Origin of the sequence: Pseudoalteromonas luteoviolacea CPMOR-1 (assembly GCF_001625685.1) — a bacterium.
GTDB classification, from domain to species: Bacteria; Pseudomonadota; Gammaproteobacteria; order Enterobacterales; family Alteromonadaceae; genus Pseudoalteromonas; species Pseudoalteromonas luteoviolacea_K.
The window spans coordinates 1-24,793 of the sequence record NZ_AUYC01000014.1 but is presented as its reverse complement, the minus strand read 5'-3'; the positions used below and the strand labels follow the sequence as shown (position 1 = coordinate 24,793).

At 43.5% G+C, this 24,793-nt stretch carries 25 protein-coding genes; 14 read left to right on the top strand and 11 right to left on the bottom strand.

The genetic code is table 11. The features are described from left to right. Window positions 1–61: 61 nt before the first annotated feature. The 3 genes from N473_RS03380 (at window position 62) to N473_RS03370 (ending at window position 2,528) form a co-directional block, all read left to right on the top strand. Window positions 62–769 carry a hypothetical protein gene (locus N473_RS03380; RefSeq protein WP_063366722.1) on the top strand — a complete coding sequence of 236 codons (708 nt, stop codon included), beginning with the start codon at window positions 62–64 and terminating at the stop codon, window positions 767–769. 211 nt (window positions 770–980) lie between these two features. Beyond that, the gene (locus N473_RS03375; RefSeq protein ID WP_063366721.1) at window positions 981–1,613 is read left to right on the top strand and encodes a protocatechuate 3,4-dioxygenase; all 633 of its coding nucleotides are present in this window, start codon (window positions 981–983) and stop codon (window positions 1,611–1,613) included. A gap of 129 nt (window positions 1,614–1,742) precedes the next feature. Further along, window positions 1,743–2,528: an ABC transporter permease gene (locus tag N473_RS03370; RefSeq protein ID WP_063366720.1), complete on the top strand. Its 786-nt coding sequence runs from the start codon at window positions 1,743–1,745 to the stop codon at window positions 2,526–2,528. Window positions 2,529–2,561: 33 nt separating this feature from the next. Here N473_RS03370 and N473_RS03365 read toward each other — a convergent pair whose 3' ends face one another. Further along, the gene (locus N473_RS03365; RefSeq protein ID WP_063366719.1) at window positions 2,562–4,619 is read right to left on the bottom strand and encodes a S9 family peptidase; all 2,058 of its coding nucleotides are present in this window, start codon (window positions 4,617–4,619) and stop codon (window positions 2,562–2,564) included. 323 nt (window positions 4,620–4,942) lie between these two features. On the opposite strand from N473_RS03365, the gene N473_RS03360 reads away from it, so the two are divergent. Next, window positions 4,943–5,149 carry a hypothetical protein gene (locus N473_RS03360; protein WP_155735522.1) on the top strand — a complete coding sequence of 69 codons (207 nt, stop codon included), beginning with the start codon at window positions 4,943–4,945 and terminating at the stop codon, window positions 5,147–5,149. A gap of 87 nt (window positions 5,150–5,236) precedes the next feature. On the opposite strand, the gene N473_RS03355 is transcribed toward N473_RS03360, so the two are convergent. The 4 genes from N473_RS03355 to N473_RS03340 form a co-directional block, all read right to left on the bottom strand. Further along, entirely contained in the window at window positions 5,237–6,238 is a 1,002-nt protein-coding gene (locus N473_RS03355) for a tetratricopeptide repeat protein (RefSeq protein ID WP_231099513.1), read from the bottom strand. Between the two features lie 93 nt (window positions 6,239–6,331). Then, window positions 6,332–6,709 carry a DoxX-like family protein gene (locus N473_RS03350; protein WP_063366914.1) on the bottom strand — a complete coding sequence of 126 codons (378 nt, stop codon included), beginning with the start codon at window positions 6,707–6,709 and terminating at the stop codon, window positions 6,332–6,334. Window positions 6,710–6,717: 8 nt separating this feature from the next. Beyond that, window positions 6,718–7,191 (bottom strand): DUF2269 family protein, encoded by a 474-nt coding sequence (locus tag N473_RS03345; protein WP_063366716.1) that lies wholly within the window; start codon window positions 7,189–7,191, stop codon window positions 6,718–6,720. Beyond that, a complete protein-coding gene (locus tag N473_RS03340) occupies window positions 7,191–8,312 on the bottom strand; it encodes a saccharopine dehydrogenase family protein (RefSeq protein ID WP_081220926.1) in 1,122 nt (373 codons plus the stop codon). Before N473_RS03340 ends, N473_RS03345 begins: the two co-directional genes overlap by 1 nt. A gap of 244 nt (window positions 8,313–8,556) precedes the next feature. Between N473_RS03340 and N473_RS03335 the strand changes: the two genes are divergently transcribed. The 3 genes from N473_RS03335 (at window position 8,557) to N473_RS03325 (ending at window position 13,983) form a co-directional block, all read left to right on the top strand. Next, window positions 8,557–9,252, top strand: a complete 696-nt coding sequence (locus N473_RS03335) for a LipL32 family surface lipoprotein (protein ID WP_063366714.1) — start codon at window positions 8,557–8,559, stop codon at window positions 9,250–9,252. 402 nt (window positions 9,253–9,654) lie between these two features. Beyond that, the gene (locus tag N473_RS03330) at window positions 9,655–11,688 is read left to right on the top strand and encodes a bifunctional 2',3'-cyclic-nucleotide 2'-phosphodiesterase/3'-nucleotidase (RefSeq protein WP_063366713.1); all 2,034 of its coding nucleotides are present in this window, start codon (window positions 9,655–9,657) and stop codon (window positions 11,686–11,688) included. 111 nt (window positions 11,689–11,799) lie between these two features. Further along, the gene (locus tag N473_RS03325) at window positions 11,800–13,983 is read left to right on the top strand and encodes a DUF6359 domain-containing protein (RefSeq protein WP_063366712.1); all 2,184 of its coding nucleotides are present in this window, start codon (window positions 11,800–11,802) and stop codon (window positions 13,981–13,983) included. A 75-nt stretch (window positions 13,984–14,058) separates the two neighbouring features. Here the strand turns inward: N473_RS03325 and N473_RS03320 are convergent, their stop codons facing one another. After that, window positions 14,059–15,423 carry a serine hydrolase domain-containing protein gene (locus N473_RS03320; RefSeq protein WP_063366711.1) on the bottom strand — a complete coding sequence of 455 codons (1,365 nt, stop codon included), beginning with the start codon at window positions 15,421–15,423 and terminating at the stop codon, window positions 14,059–14,061. A 170-nt stretch (window positions 15,424–15,593) separates the two neighbouring features. Between N473_RS03320 and N473_RS03315 the strand changes: the two genes are divergently transcribed. Both N473_RS03315 and N473_RS03310 read left to right on the top strand, forming a co-directional pair. Next, entirely contained in the window at window positions 15,594–16,034 is a 441-nt protein-coding gene (locus N473_RS03315; protein ID WP_063366913.1) for a hypothetical protein, read from the top strand. A gap of 96 nt (window positions 16,035–16,130) precedes the next feature. Beyond that, window positions 16,131–16,532: an ExbD/TolR family protein gene (locus tag N473_RS03310; protein ID WP_063366710.1), complete on the top strand. Its 402-nt coding sequence runs from the start codon at window positions 16,131–16,133 to the stop codon at window positions 16,530–16,532. A gap of 59 nt (window positions 16,533–16,591) precedes the next feature. On the opposite strand, the gene N473_RS03305 is transcribed toward N473_RS03310, so the two are convergent. Next, a complete protein-coding gene (locus N473_RS03305) occupies window positions 16,592–17,161 on the bottom strand; it encodes a hypothetical protein (protein WP_063366709.1) in 570 nt (189 codons plus the stop codon). Window positions 17,162–17,418: 257 nt separating this feature from the next. On the opposite strand from N473_RS03305, the gene N473_RS03300 reads away from it, so the two are divergent. Then, window positions 17,419–17,649 (top strand): helix-turn-helix domain-containing protein, encoded by a 231-nt coding sequence (locus N473_RS03300; RefSeq protein ID WP_063366708.1) that lies wholly within the window; start codon window positions 17,419–17,421, stop codon window positions 17,647–17,649. Window positions 17,650–17,739: 90 nt separating this feature from the next. Beyond that, on the top strand, window positions 17,740–18,432 hold the full coding sequence (locus tag N473_RS03295) for a tellurite resistance TerB family protein (protein WP_063366707.1): 693 nt from the start codon (window positions 17,740–17,742) through the stop codon (window positions 18,430–18,432). Window positions 18,433–18,506: 74 nt separating this feature from the next. Here the strand turns inward: N473_RS03295 and nth are convergent, their stop codons facing one another. The 3 genes from nth to N473_RS03280 all read right to left on the bottom strand — a co-directional run bounded on the left by nth (window position 18,507) and on the right by N473_RS03280 (window position 20,436). Then, window positions 18,507–19,175 carry an endonuclease III gene (gene nth / locus N473_RS03290; protein WP_063366706.1) on the bottom strand — a complete coding sequence of 223 codons (669 nt, stop codon included), beginning with the start codon at window positions 19,173–19,175 and terminating at the stop codon, window positions 18,507–18,509. A 115-nt stretch (window positions 19,176–19,290) separates the two neighbouring features. After that, entirely contained in the window at window positions 19,291–20,220 is a 930-nt protein-coding gene (locus tag N473_RS03285; RefSeq protein ID WP_039611996.1) for a sodium-dependent bicarbonate transport family permease, read from the bottom strand. A 3-nt stretch (window positions 20,221–20,223) separates the two neighbouring features. Further along, window positions 20,224–20,436: a hypothetical protein gene (locus tag N473_RS03280; protein ID WP_063366705.1), complete on the bottom strand. Its 213-nt coding sequence runs from the start codon at window positions 20,434–20,436 to the stop codon at window positions 20,224–20,226. A gap of 112 nt (window positions 20,437–20,548) precedes the next feature. Between N473_RS03280 and N473_RS03275 the strand changes: the two genes are divergently transcribed. Next, window positions 20,549–21,481 carry a LysR family transcriptional regulator gene (locus tag N473_RS03275; protein WP_063366704.1) on the top strand — a complete coding sequence of 311 codons (933 nt, stop codon included), beginning with the start codon at window positions 20,549–20,551 and terminating at the stop codon, window positions 21,479–21,481. Between the two features lie 65 nt (window positions 21,482–21,546). Next, window positions 21,547–22,365 (top strand): spondin domain-containing protein, encoded by an 819-nt coding sequence (locus tag N473_RS03270; protein ID WP_231099512.1) that lies wholly within the window; start codon window positions 21,547–21,549, stop codon window positions 22,363–22,365. Between the two features lie 32 nt (window positions 22,366–22,397). Here N473_RS03270 and N473_RS03265 read toward each other — a convergent pair whose 3' ends face one another. Further along, a complete protein-coding gene (locus tag N473_RS03265) occupies window positions 22,398–23,318 on the bottom strand; it encodes a LysR family transcriptional regulator (RefSeq protein ID WP_063366703.1) in 921 nt (306 codons plus the stop codon). A gap of 111 nt (window positions 23,319–23,429) precedes the next feature. Between N473_RS03265 and chrA the strand changes: the two genes are divergently transcribed. Beyond that, entirely contained in the window at window positions 23,430–24,575 is a 1,146-nt protein-coding gene (gene chrA, locus N473_RS03260; protein ID WP_063366911.1) for a chromate efflux transporter, read from the top strand. Window positions 24,576–24,793 lie beyond the last annotated feature (218 nt).

The following is a 24,793-nucleotide window of genomic DNA, read 5'->3' as shown; positions in this document are numbered from 1 at the left end:
CTAAGCTTCACGTCTATTTCACACCTCGGCCTGCACAGTAAAACAAAAAGGAGGCCGCTTTATGTTTCACCACATCCGATACACTACTATTCTTTGCGCATATTTTTTACTTTCAACGGCGGCTTTGGCTGCACCCAACGAACATGTCAGTATGGTTGAGTCCGCACTTGAGCACTTTTCTCAAACCAATAAACAACATTGGTCTTATACCATCCACAGTATCGAGGTCGAAGAAGGTAACAAAACCGAACTACATGCCAAACACCGCCCCCATGAAGATACCAAGCAGCGCTGGCATCTACTTGAGCTCAACGGTCAAACGCCATCCCAAAAACAAGTCAAAGAATTCGCACAAAAACGTGGCAATGAAGGGTTTTCAATCAGCATTAAAGAGCTAGTGAAAACGCAATCACTGGCAGTAGAAAAAGAAACACCACATAGCATCACTTATAGTTACCCTGTCGAATTGGCTGATCTTGGGAAAGATGCATTGGGTAAATTAACAGGTCGTATCCAAATAAATAAAACTAGCCATAATATTGAGACTATTTCTGTCCACAATACGGCGTCGTTCAGCCCTGTCGCGTTAGCAGACATTCATGATTTTAAACTTTCTATGAAATTTATAACGGTGAACGACACCATCCTTGTACAACAAACTAAAATGGATATGCGGGGTACCTTTTCTTTTTTTATCGATATAGAAGAAACCTCCACCGTTACCTTTGATAACTACCAATACCGACCATTCGCTAAACACGAAAAATAAGCTTAATTTTCATAACTATAAGCACCTATTAAAACTCTATCATCTAAAATAATAGGTAAATGTTAAGACGCGAATCCTCTCAGCGACGCATACTCTAATTACGCCGTGCACCCGAGTGACATGTATATGCAACGATTGAAATCATGAGTCAATTGTGTGCAGATAAAAAACGCTTTTAGGGTGCATTAACCATCTTGCATGAGGATTAATAATGACAACACGCAATCGCCGTCACTTTATTCGCAATTTAACGCTGGGCTCACTGGCTGGCTTACTTGGCACACAAGTACAAGCCCGCACGGTCACCCCAAGGGAAATGGAGGGGCCTTATTACCCAATAACACCACAAAAAGACAAAGACGCTGATTTAACTCAAGTGGCAGGTAAAATAGGCAAAGCCAAAGGCACCGTCATCGAAATATTTGGCCAAGTGTTTGACAACGACGGTCATGCACTTGAAGACGTCACTGTCGATCTGTGGCAAGCCAATAGCTTTGGTAGATACCATCACCCCCATGACCGCAGTGATGCTCCCATTGACGAACACTTTCAAGCCTGGGCAATTATACAAACAAAAGCACAGGGACACTTTCGCTTCAAAACGGTTTTTCCTGGTGCATACCCGCTCAATGCATCACAACAAAGAACCCCGCATATTCACCTTAAAATTTCAAAAAAAGGTTATCATTCTCTACTGACACAAATGTACTTCCCAGATCATCCACTCAATCAGTCTGATGGTTTATTTAACAGTAAAACCGCTGTAGAACAAACCTTAATGACAGCTAAAAAAACCACCGCTGCCAACCAGTACCGCTACGATATTGTGTTGCAAAAAGTATAATTTCAACGCTTACTTGTACAGCTAATGTGACCTTAAACCGCTGTCAATAAAAATGTCATAAGGTCATGTTAGCGTTAACTTATTGCCAAAAAGCATCCCGTTTTAGGCTTAGTATAAGTAGTTTGAAGTATGCAAAACGTCATAGATATTCACTGGTGGCAACTGGTGCTGTTTAGTCTCACTCTGATCATTCCCTATTATATTAATCAGCACTATCAGCTTGGTTTATTAAAAGAAACCCTTATTAGCCTAACAAGAATGACATTGCAGCTGATCCTAATCGGCATTTATCTCGAGCTGCTATTTGAACTCAACAGTGTTTGGATTAATTTAGCATGGATGTTTGCTATGGTATTGGTGGGAGGCAGTGCCATCATCAATAAAGTACAATTTCCAAAACGCATTGTCTTGTTGCCAATTATACTTAGCCTAGTTGCCGGGCTCATTCCATTAATGGCCATCTTAATTTTTGGCATCATACAACCGGACCCTTTTTATCATGCCCGCTATATGATCCCACTAGCGGGCATGCTGCTTGGCAATAGCATATCTAGTAATATCATTTGTTTGCAAAGCTACTACAGTGCACTGCAAGAGCGCTGGCCAGAGTATCAAGCAGCTTTAGCACTGGGCGCCTCACCAAGCGATGCGACAAAGCCATTCGTACAAGATGCACTAAATAAAGCACTTTCACCAATACTTGCCACCATGGCCACGACAGGATTGGTCACAATCCCAGGCATGATGACAGGACAAATACTCGGGGGCGCATCCCCTATCGTGGCAATTAAATATCAGCTTATGATTATGTTGGCCATCTTTGTCATGATGAGCATGACGATTACTGTCAGTTTATGGTTGGTTGCCAAACGCAGCATTTCAGTCGAAGGTAAGCCACAAGTGAGCCTAGCTTAAGACAGGGCAGCAAAGCGCTGCCCTAGTGTGGAGTTATTTGTCCGCTTCTCGGTATTTTTCAAACCAAGCAATGATGTTACCCACTTTTTGGATTAAATTACTCGGTCTTGCAGCAATACCATGCCCCGCTTTGGGAATACGTACCATGGCAGTTTCTACATTGCGCAGCTGAAGAGCTTGATAATATTGTTCCGTTTCGCTCATCGGTGTGCGGTAATCATTTTCGCCTGTCAGTAGCATGGTCGGTGTTTTTACATTACCCACTAGTGACAATGGCGAATGCTTCCATAAATGCTCGGTGGCCTCCCATGGCATGCCTGGCATCCAATACTTCGTATAATAATTATATGCATCTGCTGTCAGTGCAAAGCTTATCCAGTTGATCACCGGCTTTGCAACCACTGCGGCTTTAAAACGATCTGTATTGCCAACGATCCAAGCGGTCAAGACGCCACCACCTGAGCCACCTGTAACAAATAAGTTATCGTCATCAACAAACTTTTTCGCCACCATACCATCTACAACATCCATCAGATCATTATAATCTTGCGATGGGTAATTATGATGAATTAGATTTGCAAACTCCTGACCATAAGATGTGCTGCCTCGTGGGTTCGCCCAAACCACAACATAACCTTTGGATGCCATAAGCTGTACTTCTGTGCTGTAATTTGGCCCATAGGCAGTGTGTGGCCCACCATGAATTTCCAAAATCATTGGGTATTTTTTAGAGGCATCAAAATTTGGCGGAAGCGCATACCAAGCTTGAATATCACGACCATCCACTGATGATTTCACGGTGATTGGTTCAACCTGAGCGATATTTTTATGCCCCAATAAATCTGCATTTAAATCCGTTAACGCCGTTACTTTCTGACGCTTATCAACCAGCGCCAGATCTGCAGGTCGCTCAGTGCTTGCCGTTGTCACAACCAAGCGGCCACTTCCTGCTACAGCAAATTGTCCTGATGTGTATGGGCGCCCGAGTGACTGACCACCTAATTGAGCCAACTTTTTGGTGACTTTACCTTTTAGGGTCACGTGACCCACATATTTTTGACCATGATCGTCATAGCTAAAATACAGCCCACGCCCTTTTTTATCCCACTGATGTGAGCTGATTGGACGATCTAAGGATGCGGTTAAGTTGACGGCATTTTTACCATCTAAATCCATCATATAGATATCAAAATTTTGACTTGATAAGCCTTTATTCTCATAGGCTAAATAAGCGATCTTATCCCTTTGATGGTTTATTTTTGGAGCATATTCTGGACCATCCACATCGGTGATTTGGGTGATCTGCCTATCAGCAATATCAACGCGATAAATATCAGACTGACGGGGTTTAGTTTGCCAGTCATCATGACGATTAGCATTAAAATACACAGACTTGCCATCTTCACTCCAAGTGATAGATGATCTATGATGAAACGCACCTTGGGTTAATTGGCGTGGTGTTCCCCCTTCAGAAGGGACCACATAGACATGGTGATAACCTGGCTTGACAAAACCTCCGCCATCGCGCTTATAAACCATCTCATCGATATAAGTCGCATTACCCGCCCACTGAGCACCTTTTGGCATTTTTGGCATTTCTTTAAAAATCCCACTTTTACTCTGTGGTTTAAACATCGTAAATGCAATCCACTTGCCATCTGGTGACCAACTAATGTTCGCCACACTCTGATGCACATTGGTCACACGAGCTGTTTGCCCTGACTCTAACCAACGCACATATAACTGGTTATCGCCTTCTACATTTGTAATGTACGCTAACCGCTTTCCATCTGGTGAATATTTTGCACTGCGAAACTGATTTATGCCAGACAGAACAGGTTGGTGTGTTTTCGTTTTTAAGTCTACTTCCCACAAATTTATCCGCGTACTGTCAGCCATGATATCCATAGCTCTGCGCTCATAAATAACCTTGTAGCCATCTGGGTGAACTTCTGGCGCTGCTGCGTATTCTATATTAAATACATCTTCATACTGCCATATATCATCGGCATCAATGTCATTCGCTAACGCAGGCAAAGCAAGCATTTGAACGCCTAGCATTGTCATTGTTAGCATATTTTTATTTTTCATGTTCAGACTCTTAATGTTTAACTCATCACGGTAACACCATGTAGGTCATATACGTTCAAACGCGATAAGCTTTGTTATGTTATATCAATTTTATCACCAACTCTAAGATGCCTTAAACGGGCAAGTGATTCAAAGCAACTGCGACTAATTACCATCACATTCGATGACTTGGCCTCTTAATGCCATGATGAAACTTTGATGAACATTGCAATCCGTGTACCACATAAGCTTAAAGTGTGACTATCAAAAAATTGCAATTGACTGCTTATGGTGAAATTGTGACTCTAATCAAGCAGTACAAAAAACAAACAAAAGGATATAACATGAAATTAAAACTCAACAAGAAAGGCATAAAGCAGCTTAGCGAAAAGCGAATTCATTCAGATGTCACTAAACAAGTGGGCGGTGGCGCAATTGCATCTAAAGATTATTGGTGTCAATCTGGACAAATGCCATGCTGGACAAATGGCCCATGTATCACAACCCCTTATAAAGGCTGTAACAGCAACGGTTGGTGTCAAAGTCACTAACCTCTAACAGATTCCCCTTTTAACAAATGCCGATATGCGTTGTGCGGCATTGATGTTTACTGTCGCGTTTTATACTGCAACAGCTGCTTACCAATCACAGCGCGCCACTTTTTCAAACCAAGGTCGATTAAATCTTTTCGCTTTTGGCTTACTCAAGGCCGGTATTGAGATATCCATGCCCGCTGTTAAATGCGTCGACACCAATGCCCGAATCCTGTCATCATCTAGTTGCCCGAAAGCCACCATTAACTGCGCTTTTTCACCTCGCGTTAAAGGCTCTCCATGCATGTGTTTAAAGCGTGTATTGAGCCATAAAAGGAGTGCTTGTTTAGCTGTATTTGGAAAGGCGAGCGCCAATGTTTCGGTCGGGCTATACAACCTTTGAAAATTAACCCACTGTTGCTGGATCACAAAAACAAACAACAAATTCACTCCAGCTGATATTTGCCCGGAACGTTTATCAATATTTTGATAACCAGCCAGCGCCGCTCTAAAATGCCGCTCAGCTTGCCCAATATTGCCTTCTTCCAACGCTATCATACCTTGATTATTTTCTATGATGGCCAACAAGTTTTTTCTATCTGCGATACGCGCAAGCTGCTTAGCTTTTGCATACAGGGCTTTGGCTTTTTCTAACTCATCAAGTTGCCGTGCTAGCAAGGCAAGGCTATTGGTGATCGTCAATTTTTGCCTGTCATTAATGGCATGTTTATATGAGCATTCAAGACTAATTTGTGCATCGTGAATGTAATGATTTTTACGCAACCAGATCCCCGTTGCACTGGTGATTGAGACTAATTTATCTATAAAATAAGGGTGTTTTTGATGATGAAAAATCACTTCAAGAGAATCAATCAGTTGCTCCATATCCCCAGTAGGGACTGACGCCCTCATCGCGGCAATATGCCACCTTAATTGCTGAACATCAGTCAGAGAGTGAAGTTTGGGTATCGCATTGAGTAATGTTAATGACCGTGATGGGTCGACACGCAGGTAATCCTCCGCCTCCTTCAGCGTGTCATCGAGCGGTGTTGCGACTACTGATGCAGACAGCAATCCAAGCAAAATAAGTTGCATAGCTGTTCGCACATCACCTCTCCACTATTTTCATATTTATAAAATATAGATAGCTGACGCACAATATTCAAAACCATCCAAGCACTAACAACCAACAAAAGCCCATTAATGCGATTCATGTTGAACCTCATAAACCCATAGGATCAGCACCATAATTGGCACATTTTTAGTCACTGGGCCAAATGGATGTAACCAAAAAGACGCATCTATCCAAGTGAGTAGCAGGCTGTATATCACAATCACACTACACTGTAGCATGCAGCATAATTTAGTGTATCGCTGCGTTAACAACCACACACCCAAACACACATCTAAGATACCACCGCCATATACCGCAGCGTCCGCAAGTGTGCCCTCTATGTTTGCTCTCGCTAAAATATCAAAACCAATGTCTGGTGCAAAAAATACCGATGTAAGACCTGTAAATATCCAGATAAATGCCAAGCTATAACATGCATAAAAGTAAAGTTTATGCGTTTTCATTTTCATCGCTATACCACCGATAAAGGCTTAAACACCATAAGAGCAAGCAAAATCAAAATCGCAGCAAAAGCAGGGATACCCAGTAACGTCCACCGCCGCATCAAATGTTTAAACTCAACCGAGACTTCACCTTGCTCTTGATCTATGGCGGCTAACGCACGCAAGCGATATTGTATTTTCAAAACAGGAAGCCAGCACAGCCCGATAAATGTAAATAACCCAGCAACCGTTAAAAACCATGGCGATTGAAATGAATAACCGAGTAAGTGCATCAAATATAAGCCACTGACAATTTGTATAATCACCGCAGGGGTTGTAAAAAACCAATCACCCAATACCACATGCCGAGTGGTAATATAAATCGCTTGGGGGTTATTTGAGCGGTTCGCCATAAACATAAAAAAAGCGATGCCTGCCCCAGTTCCCATGACGACAATCGCCGCCAAAATATGAATAAACTTAGCAATAAAATAAGGCTCCATTATATGCCCACCTGCGTTTTTTGGTATATCTCAAATGATTCAAAATACGGTTCAAATTCAGTTAATTGTAACAAGCCAGAACATGGTAGTGCACCGCTTTGCGTCAGCGTGCCAGCAAGTAATTTTTCCGCGAGGATAATGGTTGAGAGCGTGGGGATATAAGGCCCTTGTCCGTTGGGCGCATAAAGGCGCCAAATCACTTTATGTGGCTGTGCATCGGTACCTATGCCAGCTATCGCGACCTCCATTGCGCCAATATCACTGCCAAAGCGCAAAAAGCAATTACTGAGCGCATCTAACTGCCTCGCAAGTGGTGACCAATTTTTCACTACCCGCCACTTTGCCAGTGCCGCCATGCCGACCATTCCCCAGTGCAGTAAAGGTAGTTCCAAACCAGCTTTAAAGCTCACTCGTTCGGTCACATTGTATTGGTTGGGAAATAACGCTAAATCTGGCACATCGACATTAGCCAAGAAGCGACGCTTGGCAATATCGCCAAAGTCGTGACTGTGCGCATCCATCCAGCCATAGACTGGCTGCCACTTTCCTGCTTTAAATACCTCAAAAGGGTGGCCTGTATAAGTCAGGATAGCTTTAATCGTTGCCACCCCTCTTTGCGCTTGATTGCCCGGTGCAATTGCAATATCAATGGTCTCAATGCGCTCAAAAGTCCCGTAGTAATGATCAATCACAGCAGAGGATAGCCCCGGTACTGAGCTGGCACCGCTGACAATCAGCACCCCCTTTTTGCTCGCAGCACAATCTAGTGTGCTGATGTCGCACACAAACCGCCTATCGTCAGCTAAGTCAATATAATGCGCACCAGCCTCAATACATGCGTTTGGTACCGTGTAACCTTGACCTTGATAAGGCCCACTGGTGTGGATCACCATAAATGGGACTTGATCTGCAAGCTGTTTAGCAAAATCATTAGCGTGGATATCTATCTGCCAAGGCTCTATGACGGCCTGAGCATTAGGCATCAAGCGTTCAATACACTGCTGAGCTTTTGCTTTACTTCTCCCTGCAATGACTAAAGTGATATCGTGATGTTTCAAAGATTCAGCAATGCGCCTGCCGAAATTCCCATAGCCACCGAGTATAATAACCTTGTTTGACACTGGCACTCCTCAAAATCCAATTTTAAATATATCAGCAGTTTATCTTTTTATAATTCGCAAGCAGTCGGTATTTTTACCCTCTGAACACATACCCAATGTACCTAAATTAACAATTCTGATAAAGGCTTAAATGGGTCAAAGCCGCACTTTCTCACGGTCAGAAAAAAACCTCTCAATTCACATTGCAATGCCTTAAAACACGACTACACTTGCTTTGATTTTAATCAGGACAAGGAGTTATTTAATGACGCTTAAAACAACAGGAAAGGTTTTCGCAGTTCTTTCTCTCACTACTTTGACCGCATGTATGAGCACATCATCGTCACCCTATTTAAAAAGCTCTATTTCTGAAGGAGTAGGACCGCTTGAAGTACGTGCACCGTATGCTAATTACGTCAATTATTTCGGCTATGTGGATGCCACAGTAAAACCTGAAGGTGTATATAAAGGCAAAGATACCTACTATCTTTATGCTTGGGTACCCGCGGCAGTAGATGAAATTGGTATTTCCATGCAATCTCCCGTTGAGTCAAAGCCAACTGAGCAGGACTTTGTTCATGCCAACTTTACATCTGGTATGGAAAAAGACAAAGCTAAATTTTTTGATACCTATATCGTGTTTGATCGCCTCAATATCATAGACAATAAAAAAATTGCACAGGGCGGCAAGGTATTGCAACCTCTTGGTTATAATGACGATACTCGAGAGTTACCTGCAAACCCAAGCGGCGCGCACTACAATTCATTGTTAAGACAAACCACAAACCTAAATAACCCGACAGAATCTCTAGTACGCGGGGTCTATCGTATATCTTTCACCTCATTCCGCTCACAAGTTGAGGGGTCATTTGAGGCAACCATCGGCACCAATGTACCGGGGGTAAAAATTGCGGCATCACTTGAAGAACTGCATAAGCTAGTGAATGACGGTAATTTATAATACACATAAAGGTGCTCATTAAAGAGCACCTTTGCAGTATCTCGTAAACAGGTTCCACACCTAAGCACAGTCGCCAAACCTCTATACTTTGCTTGTCATATCCACTTCACAAAGCGCCTCAATAGCTGCCTCAATGTATAAATAAACAATTTACTCTGCCTAGTGTATGTTGAATCAGATAAGCGTAACGCCACGAGTATTAAGTTGATCTTTGATAATTAAAAATATGAAAAAAGTCATAAAAATTAATAAAGTAACAAACATCTCCTGCACCTAACCGAATATAAGGGCCTCTCATTATTTTGTCATAATTTTGGAACCAACTTGCCATTTTTTCTTAGCTTATTTGTCTTTTTCACTCTCTATAGTAGCGGCACTAAAATCGATAAATGAGAAAGGAATATGAAAACAAAATTACTGCCGCTGGCAATTTTATGTGGCACAAGCTCACTACTGACCGGGTGCTTTGACTCAAGTGACAATGAAGTGAAGGCAAAAGTACCAAACCAAGAAGTCGTTGCAGGCACAACTATCGAACTTCGTTTGCTTGAAACCACAGACTTACACGCCAACGTTTTGAACTTTAATTACTTCTCAGATAGTCAAGATGACAAAGTCGGCTTAGTGAAAACCGCTGCGCTAATCCACAAAGCCAGAAATGAAGTACAAAATTCAGTCTTGGTTGACAATGGAGACTTGATCCAAGGTAGCCCACTGGGTGACTACATGGCAAAAATTAAAAACCTTCAGGATGGTGACGTCCACCCAGTTTACAAAGCCATGAATACCTTGGATTATGACGTTGCTAATATTGGTAATCACGAATTCAATTTTGGTTTAGAGTTTTTACAAGAAGCCATCGATGATGCAAACTTCCCATATATCTCAGCCAATGTCTTCAAATACGATGGCGATGAGGATGACAGTAACGACGAACCGCTATTTTCTCCTTACCTGATCCAAGATAAAGCGTTCGTAGACACTGATGGCAACACACACACGATTAAAGTGGGCTACATTGGATTTGTGCCGCCACAGATCATGCAATGGGATAAAGCGAACCTTGAAGGCAAAGTCATCGCCAAAGACATCATTGCCATGGCCAATAAATATGTCCCAGAAATGAAAGAAAAAGGCGCGGACATTATTATTGCTATCCCGCATTCAGGGCTTGATACCTCAGCACACACGGATAAAAAAGAGAACGCCAGTTATCACCTGTCAAAAGTGGAAGGCATAGATGCAATTATGTTCGGTCACGCTCATGCAAACTTCCCAAGCTCGCGCTACGAAGGCATGGAAGACAAAGGTATCGATCTTGAAAAAGGCACCATTAATGGTGTGGCTGCAGTGATGCCCGGATTTTGGGGTAACCACTTAGGTGTGATTGATGTCACCTTGACCTATCAGGCCGGTGACTGGCAGGTCAGCAACTCACAGTCTTCATTGATGCCCATCTATGAGCAAGATGCCGATAGAAACATCACGGCTTTGGTTGATAATGACGCTGATGTAGAAGCCGCTGTGCACCATGAACACGAGGAAACCCGTACTTGGGTTAACAAGCCTTTCGCAAAAGTGACCAACCAAGTAAATAGCTTCTTTGCGCTAGTCAATGATGACCCATCAATCCAAATCGTCACCGATGCCCAGGCTTGGTACACGCAAAAAATAGTTCAAGGCACAGAACTGGATGGCCTACCAATCCTCTCAGCGGGCGCGCCATTTAGAGCAGGTCGCGGAGGCGCGGACGACTATACCTATATCGCAACTGGCGACATTGCATATCGTAACGTGGCAGACCTGTATATCTATCCAAATATCTTAAAAGTACTCAAACTTAACGGTGCGCAAGTTAAAGAGTGGCTTGAAATGTCTGCGGGTCAATTTAACCAAATCAACCCAGACTCTGCCGATATGCAGTCTTTGATTAATCCTGACTTCCCGTCTTACAACTTTGATGTTATCGATGGAGTGACTTATCAAATCGATCTCACTCAGCCTGCAAGATACACCAGCAAAGGTGAAAAGATCTCCGATGGAGAGCGTATTGTGGCACTGTCTTATCAAGATAAGCCGGTGACTGATGAGCAAGTATTCCTTGTGGTTACCAACAACTATCGCGCATCCGGCGGTGGTAACTTCCCAGAGATTGGCGCAGATAAAATCGTTGTCGACTCTCCGGATGAAAACCGTCAAGTCGTAGCAAACTATATCACGCATCAAAGTGAGGCAAATGATGGCAAAGGTCTTGATCCATCAGCTGATATGAACTGGTCATTTACTGCGATTGAAAACGTCCAGATCCAATTCACAACCTCTAACAGTGATAATGCAAAAACATACAGTGAGCAGTTTGGTCATATCCAACCACTGGACAAAACCAATGAAGATGGCTTTGCACTGTATCAATTGAACTTATCTCAAAACCAATAATAAAAACTCAGAAAAAACCCAATTGAGGTATGCCCAACAGCATACCTCTCCTCCTCTACAGCTATTTGGAAGTTGGCTGTAACAACAAACCAAACCAACGGGAATTGAAAAATGACTGTAAATAAACTGACCTTATCGGTATTGCTCAGTGCAGGTCTTCTTGCGCATTCAAGCTTTGCCATGGCCGCAGCCTATGATTGGAATAATACAGCGCCAGTCAAAGTACCGAGTGCCGCAAACAATAACGGCAAAACGGTATACTTTGACGTATCTCATGGCGGTGTTGAAGGCAATGCTGACTGGGTTATCGATGGTGCGTTTTCAGATTTCGCAGATGCACTCGTTCAGCAAGGTTACACGGTAAAAGAGTATCGCGGCGTAGATTTGAATAATGATGGCCGCATTCGCTTTTTTGACGATCGCACAGGTAACCAAAACAACGAAGCCATCATTACTTATGATGCCATTAAGGATTCGGATGTCTTCGTACTGGCTGAAACCAATAGACCTTTTACGCTTGCTGAGCAGGCAGCGCTTGAACAGTACATTGCCAGTGGTAAAGGGATCTTTTTCGTCGCTGACCATTATGATGCTGACCGCAATCTCAATACATGGGATGCCACTGAAGTCTTCAACGGTTATAACCGCTCAGATTTAAGCAAATACAACATGGGTGGCGCATATGGTGATTGGCGTAATCCAAAATCAGCCGATGCTGGTTGGTTAGTCGAAAACTTCGGCATCCGTTTTCGCTTCAATGGCGTAGACTACAAGCAAGGTGTCAGTGGTGTAGAGCCAAGCACACAAACTGAAGGGATCACTCAAGGTGTTGAGCCAATTCTGATGGCCGCAGGCGCAACACTTGCGATTGTCGACCCACAAAAAGCCAAAGGCTTAGTGTATTTTTCAGAAACAGATACCCCGGTAAAGTGGCGACATGCCAAAGACGACGGATTATATTTTGGTGGCAAAGCCGAAGGGCCTTATGTCGCGATTGCAAAATCTGGTGCAGGTAAAGCAGCCTTTATTGGCGATTCATCACCAATCGAAGATGCCACCCCGAAGTATCGCCGTCAAGACAGTGGCAGTACCAAAAAAACCTACCCTGGATGGACAGATCCAGGTCACGCCTCAGTGCTTGCAGTCAACATCATAAACTGGCTTGCCACACCTGAGAGCTACCAGTACTTTGATGGGCAAAATGGCCATACGAGTGGTTTTGCAACACCGACCCCCATGGACACACAAGAAATGTCCGATCCAAATAACGGGCAACCTTGGGGCACCCCAGCCAATGGCTTTAACCCTTGGGATACGGATACTTACAAAAACAACTCATTTAATGCCCCTTACGGCGATGGTCAAACCAATCCAGATCCAGACCCAGATCCGACGCCAACACCGGGTGATACAGTCTCAGTCAGTGATGCACTCGCTGCGGCGCAAAACACGTCACTGGTTGTCATTGGTAAAGTCACGAATGCCATCAACGGTATTTATGGCCTAGAGTTGAGCGACCTAAACAACCCATCAACGCACATTTATGTGAAGTTGGAAAGCAGTCAAAGAGCTGACTTTAACCCACAGCTAAACCCTGCGATTTTAAATCAAAACATCATAGTGACAGGTAAGCGTAATAGTTACATGGGTGCGCCGGGTATTCGCTATGTCACTGATTTACAGATTGCACCGTCTTTCATGTCCGTCGAGCAAGCTTTGGCAACGGCACAAGGTGAGTCGCTTGAACTGACAGGGCGCGTAAAGTCTGGTCTAAATAATATCTATGCACTGATTTTGGAAGATCTGAACGACCCAAGTTTTACCATTAATATTAAGCTTGAAAGCAATCAACGTGCAGAGTTTAGTCCTGTGCTCAACCCAGATATCCTTAATGCAACGCTTGTGATCAAAGGCGTACGCGATAGTTACATGAGCCAACCGGGTGTACGTCAGGTATCCAGTATTACTCAAGCATCAAGCGACAATGGCAGTAACCCTGACCAAGGCAATGACTTGTCAGTATCTGAGGTGCTTGCAATGAGTAATGGTCAGCCAGTTGTCGTTTCAGGCACCATCACGGCCCCTATTAATAATAAGTATGCACTTGAGCTGAGCGACCCGAGTAATGCAGGTAATAAGCTATACATCAAGCTGGAATCATCTCAGCGTGATGCATTTAGTCCGTTATTAAACCCACAGCTTATTGGTAAAAGCTTAAGAGTTGAGGGTATTAAAAATGACTATATGAGTCATCCCGGCGTGCGCAGTGTCAGTAAATTAACACTGTTAAATTAATCATCTGATGAATATGCAAAAGGCGGTTTCAGCCTTTTGCATTCTATATACAAAGCAAGCAATCAGTTACGTTGACTAGTGTTTAACACCTGCATGTGGTGTTGAAGAAAAGTTGATGTACTCATTGAGCACCAATTGCCCGGCTTTGTCAGTAAACTTAATATACACGTTATTATCTTCAAAAAAGAAGCTATCTGAAGACATCGCTATCAACTCTTGATAATTTTCATCACCACGATGGAAATACAAGTCGCCTTGATAATATACGACGCTATACATTGCGCCACTTTGCATTGCGTATTGCCCTTCAAATACTTTTAATTGTGCATCTTCTAGCGTCACTTCTTTAAAGCTTGGCATGTGGATATCAAGGGCTTTTGCCGCTAATCGCTGACTCAATAACTGTGGATTAATATCCGTATTATTAGTGAGCACCGCCACATAGACCGATTGCTCGGGAACATAAAGCGCGTCAGATACAAAGCCATTAATGCCCCCACTGTGTGTAATCACTTGGTAATCACCTAATGTTGATACCGCGATCCCATACCCATATGTCGAAATTCGACCATCATTTAATGTCACGGGCGCCAACATTTGCTGATAACTTTCTTTAGAGATCAATTGCTCATTTGCAAGCGCATGATACCAAGTATTCAAATCAAACACATTGGATGACAACGCACCTGCAGCATGGGGCCAAGCAGTGTCAATATGGATGGTATTCACATAGCCATCCGCTGACATATCATAACCGGAAACATGATGCTTGATGATCTGTCTTCCTGCATAGTGGCTGTTTTTCATCCCTAGCTTTTGAAAAATATGTTCGCCAATAAACTCAGCATATGATTGACCACTCACCACCTCGATTATTTTTCCCAGCAGCACATAGCCCGTATTTGAATACGCCATGTTGTCTCCTGGTTGAAACTTCATCGGGTGCTGTGCAAACCGAGCAAGGATTTCATCCAAGGTCGCAGGTGCCGTGGCTTCTTTGAGCATTAATTGATGATCTTCAGTGTAATTCGCTATCCCTGAAGTGTGGGTTAACAAGTGCTCTATGGTCACAACATGCCCTTCCGTTGGGAAATCAGGCACATATTTGTGAATGTCATCATGCACAGATAACTTGCCGCGTTCGTGTAAAATCATAATGGCCGCAGCAGTGAACTGCTTGGTGATAGAACCAATTTTAAATACACTTTTTGCTTTTAAAGGCACATTTAACTCTAAATTAGCGCGCCCTATTGCCTTTTTAAACAGCACTTCACCACCTTGGCTAACAAGTGCTGCAGCACCAGGTTCATTTTTACTTAACTCACTACGCATGACTTTAAGGTATTCTTTTTTAGGTGTGTCTACATCACTCGCTATCACATCTGCAGCAGTTAAAGAAAAAGTGGCTGCGAGTACAGTAACGATCATCGAAAGTTTCATCTTGCTATCCTTGTTGATTTGTAAGTCACAGCCATTGAAACACCGAGTGCATGACAAAGCTGTTTAATAAACGTTCGCTCTTGTGACAAAGTTTATAAAACTGTCAGTAAACACATGGCATCAACCCTGCTTAATTTTTACACTCTACGAAAGCAAAGGATATGCAAGCCATGAATGTAAACAGCACACACCATACTTTTTATGCGCCACATACCCCATTAAACAAGCCCTCGGACGTTGAGATACCAAAAAGCACCATGCAATCGGCTTCCACCCAAGTGCAAATCAGCGATAACGCAAAACATGCCCAAGAAAAGTGGCAATCTATTGCCAATCAGTACGATGTTCACAATATTTCAGACGCCGAGTCTGCCAACATGTCTCATGAATTATTTGATGCGGGCTTTATCAATACCACACAAATGATGATATTGATGGCCCCTTCTTCTATGAATGAGTCTCCACTGAAAAAACATGACCTGCTCAATGATATGAAGCACACCTTCAAGCTCTCAAACGCCCTCGGAGGCCACACACAGGCATCAAAAAACGCTCACGCCAGTGCCATTAATATTCTTGAGCGCCTCGATGAGACAAAACATAATGGCTAGCGTGTCGCATTTTAATTGCTGGTGATTTCACCCCTTTTTGGACGCGGTGTCGTTTTACCCATACTGAATAGCCATGTTTAATGACGTAAGGTGACAATGATAAAGAAAAAATATCAGCCCAAAGCTCCTGCTAATTCGGATGTAGACATGAACCCAATGCTCGATATTGTGTTTATTTTACTTATCTTTTTTATCGTGACTGCCAGCTTTCAAAAAGCCCATGTACTTGATATTAATAAGCCCGCGAAATCAAATCAGGCCTTAAACCAATTAGTCATACCACAGTTTCATATTGACCAGCAAAATCGCATCTATTTAAATCATAAGCGCATTGAAGTTGATGCCATCGCAGTGAATATTGCTCGACTTGCGGCACAAGGAGAGATCACATCGATTAGTTTGAAGGCACATGAGCAGAGTGAGCACAATACCTTGGTGAGTGTATTAAATGCGATCAAATCGCAAACCTCAACGCCTGTGTCTCTGGCCAGCTCATAGAATAGATAAGGAAAAGAATGGCCAAAGTGCCGCATCACCTAACACTTTGGCCCTGCAAATTAAGGGTTAATATGATGCAGTTGTGTATCAACCAATTTGCCTTCAAAGTTACGATGTGCATCAATGCGGGCGAAGAAAGCTTGTGCATTTGGTGTCACAGGGATAACGACTGAATAGAATGCAAAGTTTAAGCCCGCCACAACTTGCTGCTGCGCCGCTAAAATTTTGTAGCTCACGCCGACTAGCGACTCAATTTGCTCAGCAGCGTTTTTCTCCGCTTCGGTGAAGTTTTCACGCAGGGCTACTGAGTCAAATGAACCAATCGGTGGCACTAATACTGGCTCGCTGAAGGTACGATCTGACAGTTGAGTAAAGTGCTCCCCCTGCTGATTGACAACAATCAGCTCTAGGCGGTTTACTTTAGGTACATTTGGTGCAACCACAGGTGAAACAAAACAGTAAAATGCAAAGTTTTTACCATTAACCACTTGAGATTGTGCTGCCAACGGTTTTATTTCGACACCATCACGCTTGTTGATGTGCTCAAATGCATTGATGTACTCTTTATCAAAATCCTGTGCCAAAACGATTGGACCAAAACCACCTAAAATACGATTTGCTTCAGACATTGTTTTATCCTTTTATGTCATAGATGAATGGGTGCTCCAGTCTGTGGAGCGACTTTAGATGCGACCTAGTCTAGGCGCTTAGAGGCCATTTGTTAGTATCAGTTTAGTATCACTTTGGTATCAGATAAAAAGCGTAAATTTCACGCAACTTTTACGCCTTGTGTGTACACCAAAACGCACACCCATTCAGGGTGAGGGAATTGGCGAAAGTCATTGCTCATTGCTAGGCTTTAGGTCCCTACTCAAGGAGTCAAATAATGGATGGCAGAGTAAAGCTGGATTGTAAAATCCTTAAGCAACTGAGACGTAACATGGGGCTGAGTCAAGAGAAACTGGCTTGTGCCTGCCAAGAACAAGCTCTATGTGTCTCAATCGCAACACTGAAACGCGCAGAATGCGGTTGTAAGGTCTACCACCGCACCGCCAGAGAGTTAGCACGCTTTTATCAAATCCCCGTAACAGACATACTGTGTGAGCGAACCGGCTAATTCAATTTGAATCGATTTGTAACAAAATTCTTATTCTCAATCTGCTCGCTTTCCCCTAATCTAGGCTGAGTAAAGCAAATGGAGAACGCGATGAAAGAATTACAAAAACTGGTCAGTGGCTTAAATAAATCAGGCGCACTCAGCGGCTTTTTAGGTGGCATAGCCGGCGGTGGAGCCACCAGCTTGCTCAGCGGTAAAAAAGGCAAAAAAACAGGTAAAAAAGCCGTAAAATATGGCGCGCTTGCAGCTGTAGGCGGACTCGCTTGGAAAGCTTACAAGCAATATAGCGAACAAAATGAAGCAGCCGCACAAAAGCGAGACAGTGCAGCCTTTGATAAAGCCATGGCAACACGCTCACAACCAGCGCGTCACTTCGACTTTAAGCCTGCCACCATACAAGAGCACAGCTTCGAACAGGTCGTCGAAGATGAAACTGGCTCTGGGCAACTCTTACTTATGCGAGCCATGATAGCAGCCGCGTATGCTGATGGGCATATAGATGATAATGAGCGCCAAAAAATATTTGCCCAAGTTGAAACCATGACGCTCAGCGTGCAAGAAAAAGCCATGTTATTTGATGAATTAAGACAACCTATGAGCCTTTCTGAGCTGGTGCAAGCAGTGCCTAATGCACAAACAGGTATTGAAGTTTACGCTGCTAGTGCCAGTGCCATCGATCTTCAGCAAACGATTTCACAGCAATATTTGCAAACTCTGGCGGATCAGCTTTGCATCCCAAAAGAGTTGGTGCACTCTATCCATCAACAGCTAGCTGAGTTCTAAGTTGCCAGTGTGATGTTTGGCCTTTTCGTTATGCGTGCTTCGGAGTAAGCACGCCAACCACCAAATCTAAACGATTAAGGCTTTTTAACTACTTTAGGCCGCTTGCGATTAGGATAGCAAGTCGTGCACATGGGGCAAACTGTGCCGTCACACCCTCTTGCTGTGCAAAATTCTCGGCCATAGTAAATAAACTGCAAATGCAGATCATTCCAGCATTCTTTGGGAAACAGTCGCTTTAAATCTTTTTCTGTTTGCGCCACATTTTTACCATTGGTCAATCCCCAGCGCTGAGCTAAGCGATGAATATGAGTATCCACAGGGAAAGCTGGGACACCAAATGCCTGCGCCATCACCACGCCTGCCGTTTTATGCCCAACCCCAGGCAGCGTTTCCAGTGCATCCATGTCTTCGGGTACAATGCCATCATAGTCTGCAACTAAGATTTCAGAGAGCTTTTTAATAGCTTTTGATTTCTGCGGCGACAAACCACACGGACGGATGATCTGCTTAATATCTTCAACCGATTGTTTTGCCATATCAAAGGGGTTATCTGCCAACTCCCATAACGATGGCGTCACCTGATTCACACGCTCATCGGTGCATTGCGCAGAGAGTAAAACGGCCACGAGCAAGGTGTAAGGGTCTTTATGATCTAGAGGAATAGGCGGTTTTGGATAACGTGCTTGTAAATCTGCCAAGATATACGCTACGCGCTCCGCTTTAAGTAAGTTTTTTTCCGGCACAAGTATTATCCTGATGTACTTTCTTCATTGCTATGTGCCTAATTTACACTGACGCCCAAAAGACGTCAGCATAAAACCGTTAAAAAATCCCTTTTGACATCATAATGCTAAACGCTTAAGTGCCAAGGTATTGCCCCAAAGCGATGAAAAATGGTACGCCCAACAACACATTAAATGGAAAAGTGATACCCAGTGACGCCGTGATAGACATACCAGCGTTGGCTTCAGGCAAGCTCTCTTTCATTGCCGCAGGTACCGCAATATACGAAGCACTCGCCCCCAATACGGCCATCAGTGCAATACCTCCCGCGCTTAACTCCAATAGCACGCCCAAACCAGTCCCAGCTAAACCACCTAACATTGGCATCAATATCGCAAAACTGATTAAAAACAAACTGTTCTTCTTTAAAGTGCCTAATTGCTCACCTGCCACCAATCCCATTTTTAATAAGAATAGCGCTAATACGCCTGAGAATAGCTCAACAAAAAATGGCGTGAGTTTTTGTACGCTATCGCCGCCAACAAAGCCAATCACCAAGCTACCCACCATGAGTAAAATACTCTGATTTGCCACCAGCTCTTTTTTGATAAAGGCACGGTTTATGACCTTCAAGTTACCTTTAGCAAGCACTAAACCCACCAAGATCGCAGGCATCTCTAGCAACACCACAAACAAGGGGAAATAAGCTTCATACGCGATATTGCCCGCTTCAAGTAAAGCGACAGCAACAGCATAAGTGGCCACACTGACCGAGCCATAATGCGCAGCAATGGCGCCTGCATTAATTTTATCTAACTGACCAAAATAGCGTAATAATGGGTAGGCAACGAGTGGTAACAATAAACCAAAGGCCACAACGGCGATAGACATGGTTAACAGCGCAGGATCGACATGCTGCTGTAATGCGATACCGCCTTTTAGGCCAATCGCGACCATCAAAAAAAGACTGAGTGTTTTATATAACCCATCTGGGAAAGGAATTTTTGCACCTAATAATTGTGCAATGATCCCCAGTAAAAAAAAAGCGACGACCGCATCTATCATGACCTACTTTGCCTCTTTTAACTGGCGAGACGGGGCGCGCATTGGTGCGTTGCTATCACGTGAAGATTGTATCAAACTGACGATTGAAAAACTGAAAATAGATAGAGCCAGCAGAATAAACCCCGTACTACCATGACCAAGTAAACTGCTCAAATACGAAAATGCCAACAGACTTAAGCACGTTATTAAAGGTAATGCCAAACTTTTAAATGTCATAACTCTCTCCTCTGTATTTTTGAGGATTTTACAAAAGTCCAAATATAGATAAAAATAGATAGTAACTAAGGCAACCATAGATAAAACTCTAATTTAAGGATTTAGTTGCAATATGGCTTCAAGATTACATGCCCATATAGGGACTTTCAGACAACTTGAAATTCTCTTAGCCTTACATCAAGGCGGTAGCGTTAAAGCCGCGTCAGAAAAGCTATTTTTAACCCAGCCAACGGTATCCATGCAGCTAAAAAAACTGGCCGAGGCAATTGGTTTACCGCTTTATGAGCAAGTCGGTAAGCAGTTAAAATTTACCGATGCAGGCCTTGCTACCGTTGCGACGGCAAAGCAAATATTGCAAAGTTGCGAAGAGTTAGACATGCACCTCTCTAACCTGAGAGGACTCAAGTCAGGTACATTGAGGCTATCCAGTGTCACCACGGCTAAATACTTTATCCCGCATTTACTCGGGCCCTTTTGCGAACGATATCCAGGCATAGATATTCAATTTACGGTGGCCAATAGACAACAAGTCATTGAACGCCTTGAACAAGGACTAGATGACTTTTACGTATTCAGCCACCTGCCTGAAGGGCTAGATTTAGAAGTCATTGAATTTATGTCCAATGACTTAGTCGCCATAGCGCCCGCTTCTCATCCATTTAGCCAAAAAGACACAGTGTCATTAGAGGAGTTTTGCCAAGAGGATTTCCTCATTCGAGAATCAGGTTCGGGAACCCGTTACGCCACAGAAGCATTTTTCAAAAACCAAGTTGTGACGCCAAACATAAAAATGACCATCGCCAGTAATGAAGCCATTATTCATTCCGTATTATCACGATTAGGCGTTTCTATTTTATCGTCTCATACGCTAGCTTTTGGTGAGATCCATGACGTCAACGTGATCAATGTCGAGTCTTTACCCATTCGATCTAAATGGTCATTTTCATGGACTAAACGCAAAACGCTGTCGCCCATCGCCAGTGTGTTTTTAACATATGTAGAGACCGAAGGACGTGAGATCATGCAAAATGCCATTAGGATTTAATATTTTGTTTAAAAAAAACACAAAATATTGAAAGTGGATCTGATTTTATAAGGTCTGTTGAAAAGATGACAACTTTACCGCTTGAGGGTTTGACTATGGTACATCCGCTTAAATTAGCATCTTTGTTTATGGTATTTGGATTAACCGCATGCGGGGGCAGCAGCAGCTCGTCGCCCGCCTCGACGCCCACCAATGATTCGGCATCGCAAAATACCTCAACGACAACGACGTCCTCAACTACTTCATCTTCAGATACCTCAACTCCGGCACCTGCTGCGACCTCAGTAACCTATGAGTTGAAATTTACCCAAACTTGGGAGCGAACCACTTTTCCAACCAATTATCCTAATGGCACCCATTTCTCTCCCATGATCGGACTGACACACAATGACCAAGGGCGTATTTTTCAGCGCGACAGTACAGCAAGCGCCGGCATTGTCAGCATGGCAGAAACTGGGTCTAAAACACTACTTAAAGGCGAGATCAGTGATATACAAAACCTTGGTCACTCAAGCTACCTGATTGATGAAGCGGGGATCCCACATGGCAGTAAAAGTGTGACGCTGACCTTTGAGGCAAGCCAAACTTATCCTCACCTCAGCATTGTCTCTATGGTTGCACCGAGTCCGGATTGGTTTATCGGGATTGACAGCCTATTGCTTTTTAATGACAACCAATGGCTAGACGAGCAAACCATACAGCTTAAAGTGTATGATGCAGGCAGTGACAATGGCGTTACGTTCAGTGCAGCAGACTCAACCACAGATCCACAGACCCCAATTACTTTACTGAATAGTGCAAGAAGCGATACAGACTTCACCGAGGGCGTACATTTTAACAGTGGCGAAAACATCGGTTTTATCACCATTAAACGCATGGAATAAAAATACCAGCCGCCATCCAGTATGGCGGCCAGTTATTGCTGTGCCATCAATGACATCAACAATGATCTAAGCCATATGCTTTTATCATCACTGTTTTTACGTTGAAACCACAGTATCGAAATATCAAAATCCGGCACCCTTATCGGCGGGTCAAAATAACGCAGCAGGCTCTGCTCGCAAGCGACATCAGCCATTTTCTTCGGCACAATGGCGATCAACTTGCGGCCTTTGAGCAAGCTTTGAATGGTCATAAAATTACGTGTTGCCACTGTGACTTTACGAATTAATCCCTCAGCTTGCAGTGTATCATCCACCCCCGTTGCTAGGCGTCCATCAGGGCTAACTAGCGCATGTTCAATGTTGGCAAAGTCATATTTTGATAAACCTTGCTCAAATGCGATGCAATGCGGATCGGCAATACATACATGTCTTTCTGTGTATAAACGCTGGGATTGAAAAGCGGGATCAGGCGCAGTAATGCTGCCAATGACGATATCGAGATTTTCCTGCTCAGCCAAAGCAAGGTAATTACTGCGATTGACGTTCACAAAGCTTACCTGCGCTTTTGGCGCCTGTAATCTGATAGCATCAAAAATGGCTGGCGCAAATATAAACTCGGCATAATCAGTGAGACCAATACGACAAATGCCATCATAGTCAGCAGGATCAAATGGGGCACTGGTCAAAAGATCATTACTCACACAATCGAGTAACTTGTTAACCATGGGGGCTAATTGATGAGCGCGCTCTGTGGCCATCATTTTATGTCCTTTGCGCTCAAATAATACATCAGCAAACAAGGTCCGTAATCGAGATAAACTATGGCTCATTGCCGATTGGCTCACATAGCTTTTTTCAGCGGCAATACTCACACTTTGATATCGATACAAATAAGCAAAAGCAACCAGTAGGTTTAAATCGATATTGCGCCACGGCACATCTGTAAAACTCATCCTAATCCCATATTATTCATGTTTACAATCAATACTATTAATTTGATTAATTATAATGCATTTTCTAACCTAGTGGCATTCTCAACAGCAGCATCCAACACGGTGCCAAACATGTTTACCATATTTAAACTCTTTTTTATGCTCGGCTGGGTTAGCTTCGGCGGGCCCGCTGCACATATTGGCTACTTTAGACAAACCTTTGTTGAAAAACTTAAATGGCTTGATGATCATGAGTATGGTCAAATCGTCGCTCTGAGTCAGTTCTTACCCGGTCCCGGTTCTAGCCAAGTAGGGTTTGCTCTCGGTTACAAACGCGGCGGACTGCCTGGTGCGCTCGCAGCCTTTTTAGGCTTCACGCTGCCCTCAGTATTAATCATGATCGGGTTGGCTGTTGTGGCAAGCCAAGTAACGCAGCACGATGTATTTCAAAGCATCGTCCATGGCTTAAAGTTATTAGCCGTCGTCGTTGTTGCTGACGCAGCTTGGGGTATGTACAAAAACTTTTGTAAAAACACCCTCACCACTAGCCTCTGCTTAGTCACCGCCATTGCTTTGCTTATCGCCCCCAGTATCTTGATGCAAATCGCGGTCCTATCCATCGCAGCCATTATTGGTGCCTACTATTTAAAAAGCGCAACTACGGAACAAGTCAATGCCACATTTAAACCTAGCTATGTACCACTGTGCTTGTTTATCGCGCTGTTAGTTGGATTGCCTCTCGCCGCACATATTCTGCCGTCAATTGCTTTATTCAATGACTTTTATCAAGCGGGTAGCTTGGTATTTGGTGGAGGCCATGTTGTCCTCCCTTTACTGCAAAATATTGTTGGTGATCAGCTTAGCCAAGATGCCTTTTTAACTGGGTATGCGGCCGCACAAGCAGTGCCTGGCCCCATGTTTACCTTTGCAACCTACATTGGCTATGAGCTACTACCTAGCAGTCCAATTATGGGGGCTTTAATTGCAACCATCGCGGTCTTTTTGCCTGGTTTTTTACTGCTTCTCGCGGTGCTAAAAAACTGGCAGGCACTGGCACAAAAACCAAAAGTAGCTGGCGCACTCACTGGCGTTAACGCTGCGGTTGTCGGACTATTAGCTGCGGCTTTATATCAACCGGTGTTTATCAGTGCGGTATTTACGCCAATCGATATCGCGTTGGTACTTTTTGGCTTTTTCTTAATGAAACAAATAAAACTGCCAATTATCTGGTTGGTCGTCACTTTCATGTCGGCGGGCGCGCTAATGAGTCTCATCTAATTTCTTCTACCGCAAACAGGGAAGTTTGCAGCAAATTAACGTTACTTTAGCGATTTACCCTCTCAACCTTTATTTACGCTTTGGCGTATGTGCTCATGATGATTGAAAGCAAAACTAAATATATCCTGGTTAGGGGTTTTAATTCAGATACAATACGCGTAGACTTGAATGATAATTGTTATCATTCAAGTCTACGCGTATGATTAAAGATTTTGCTA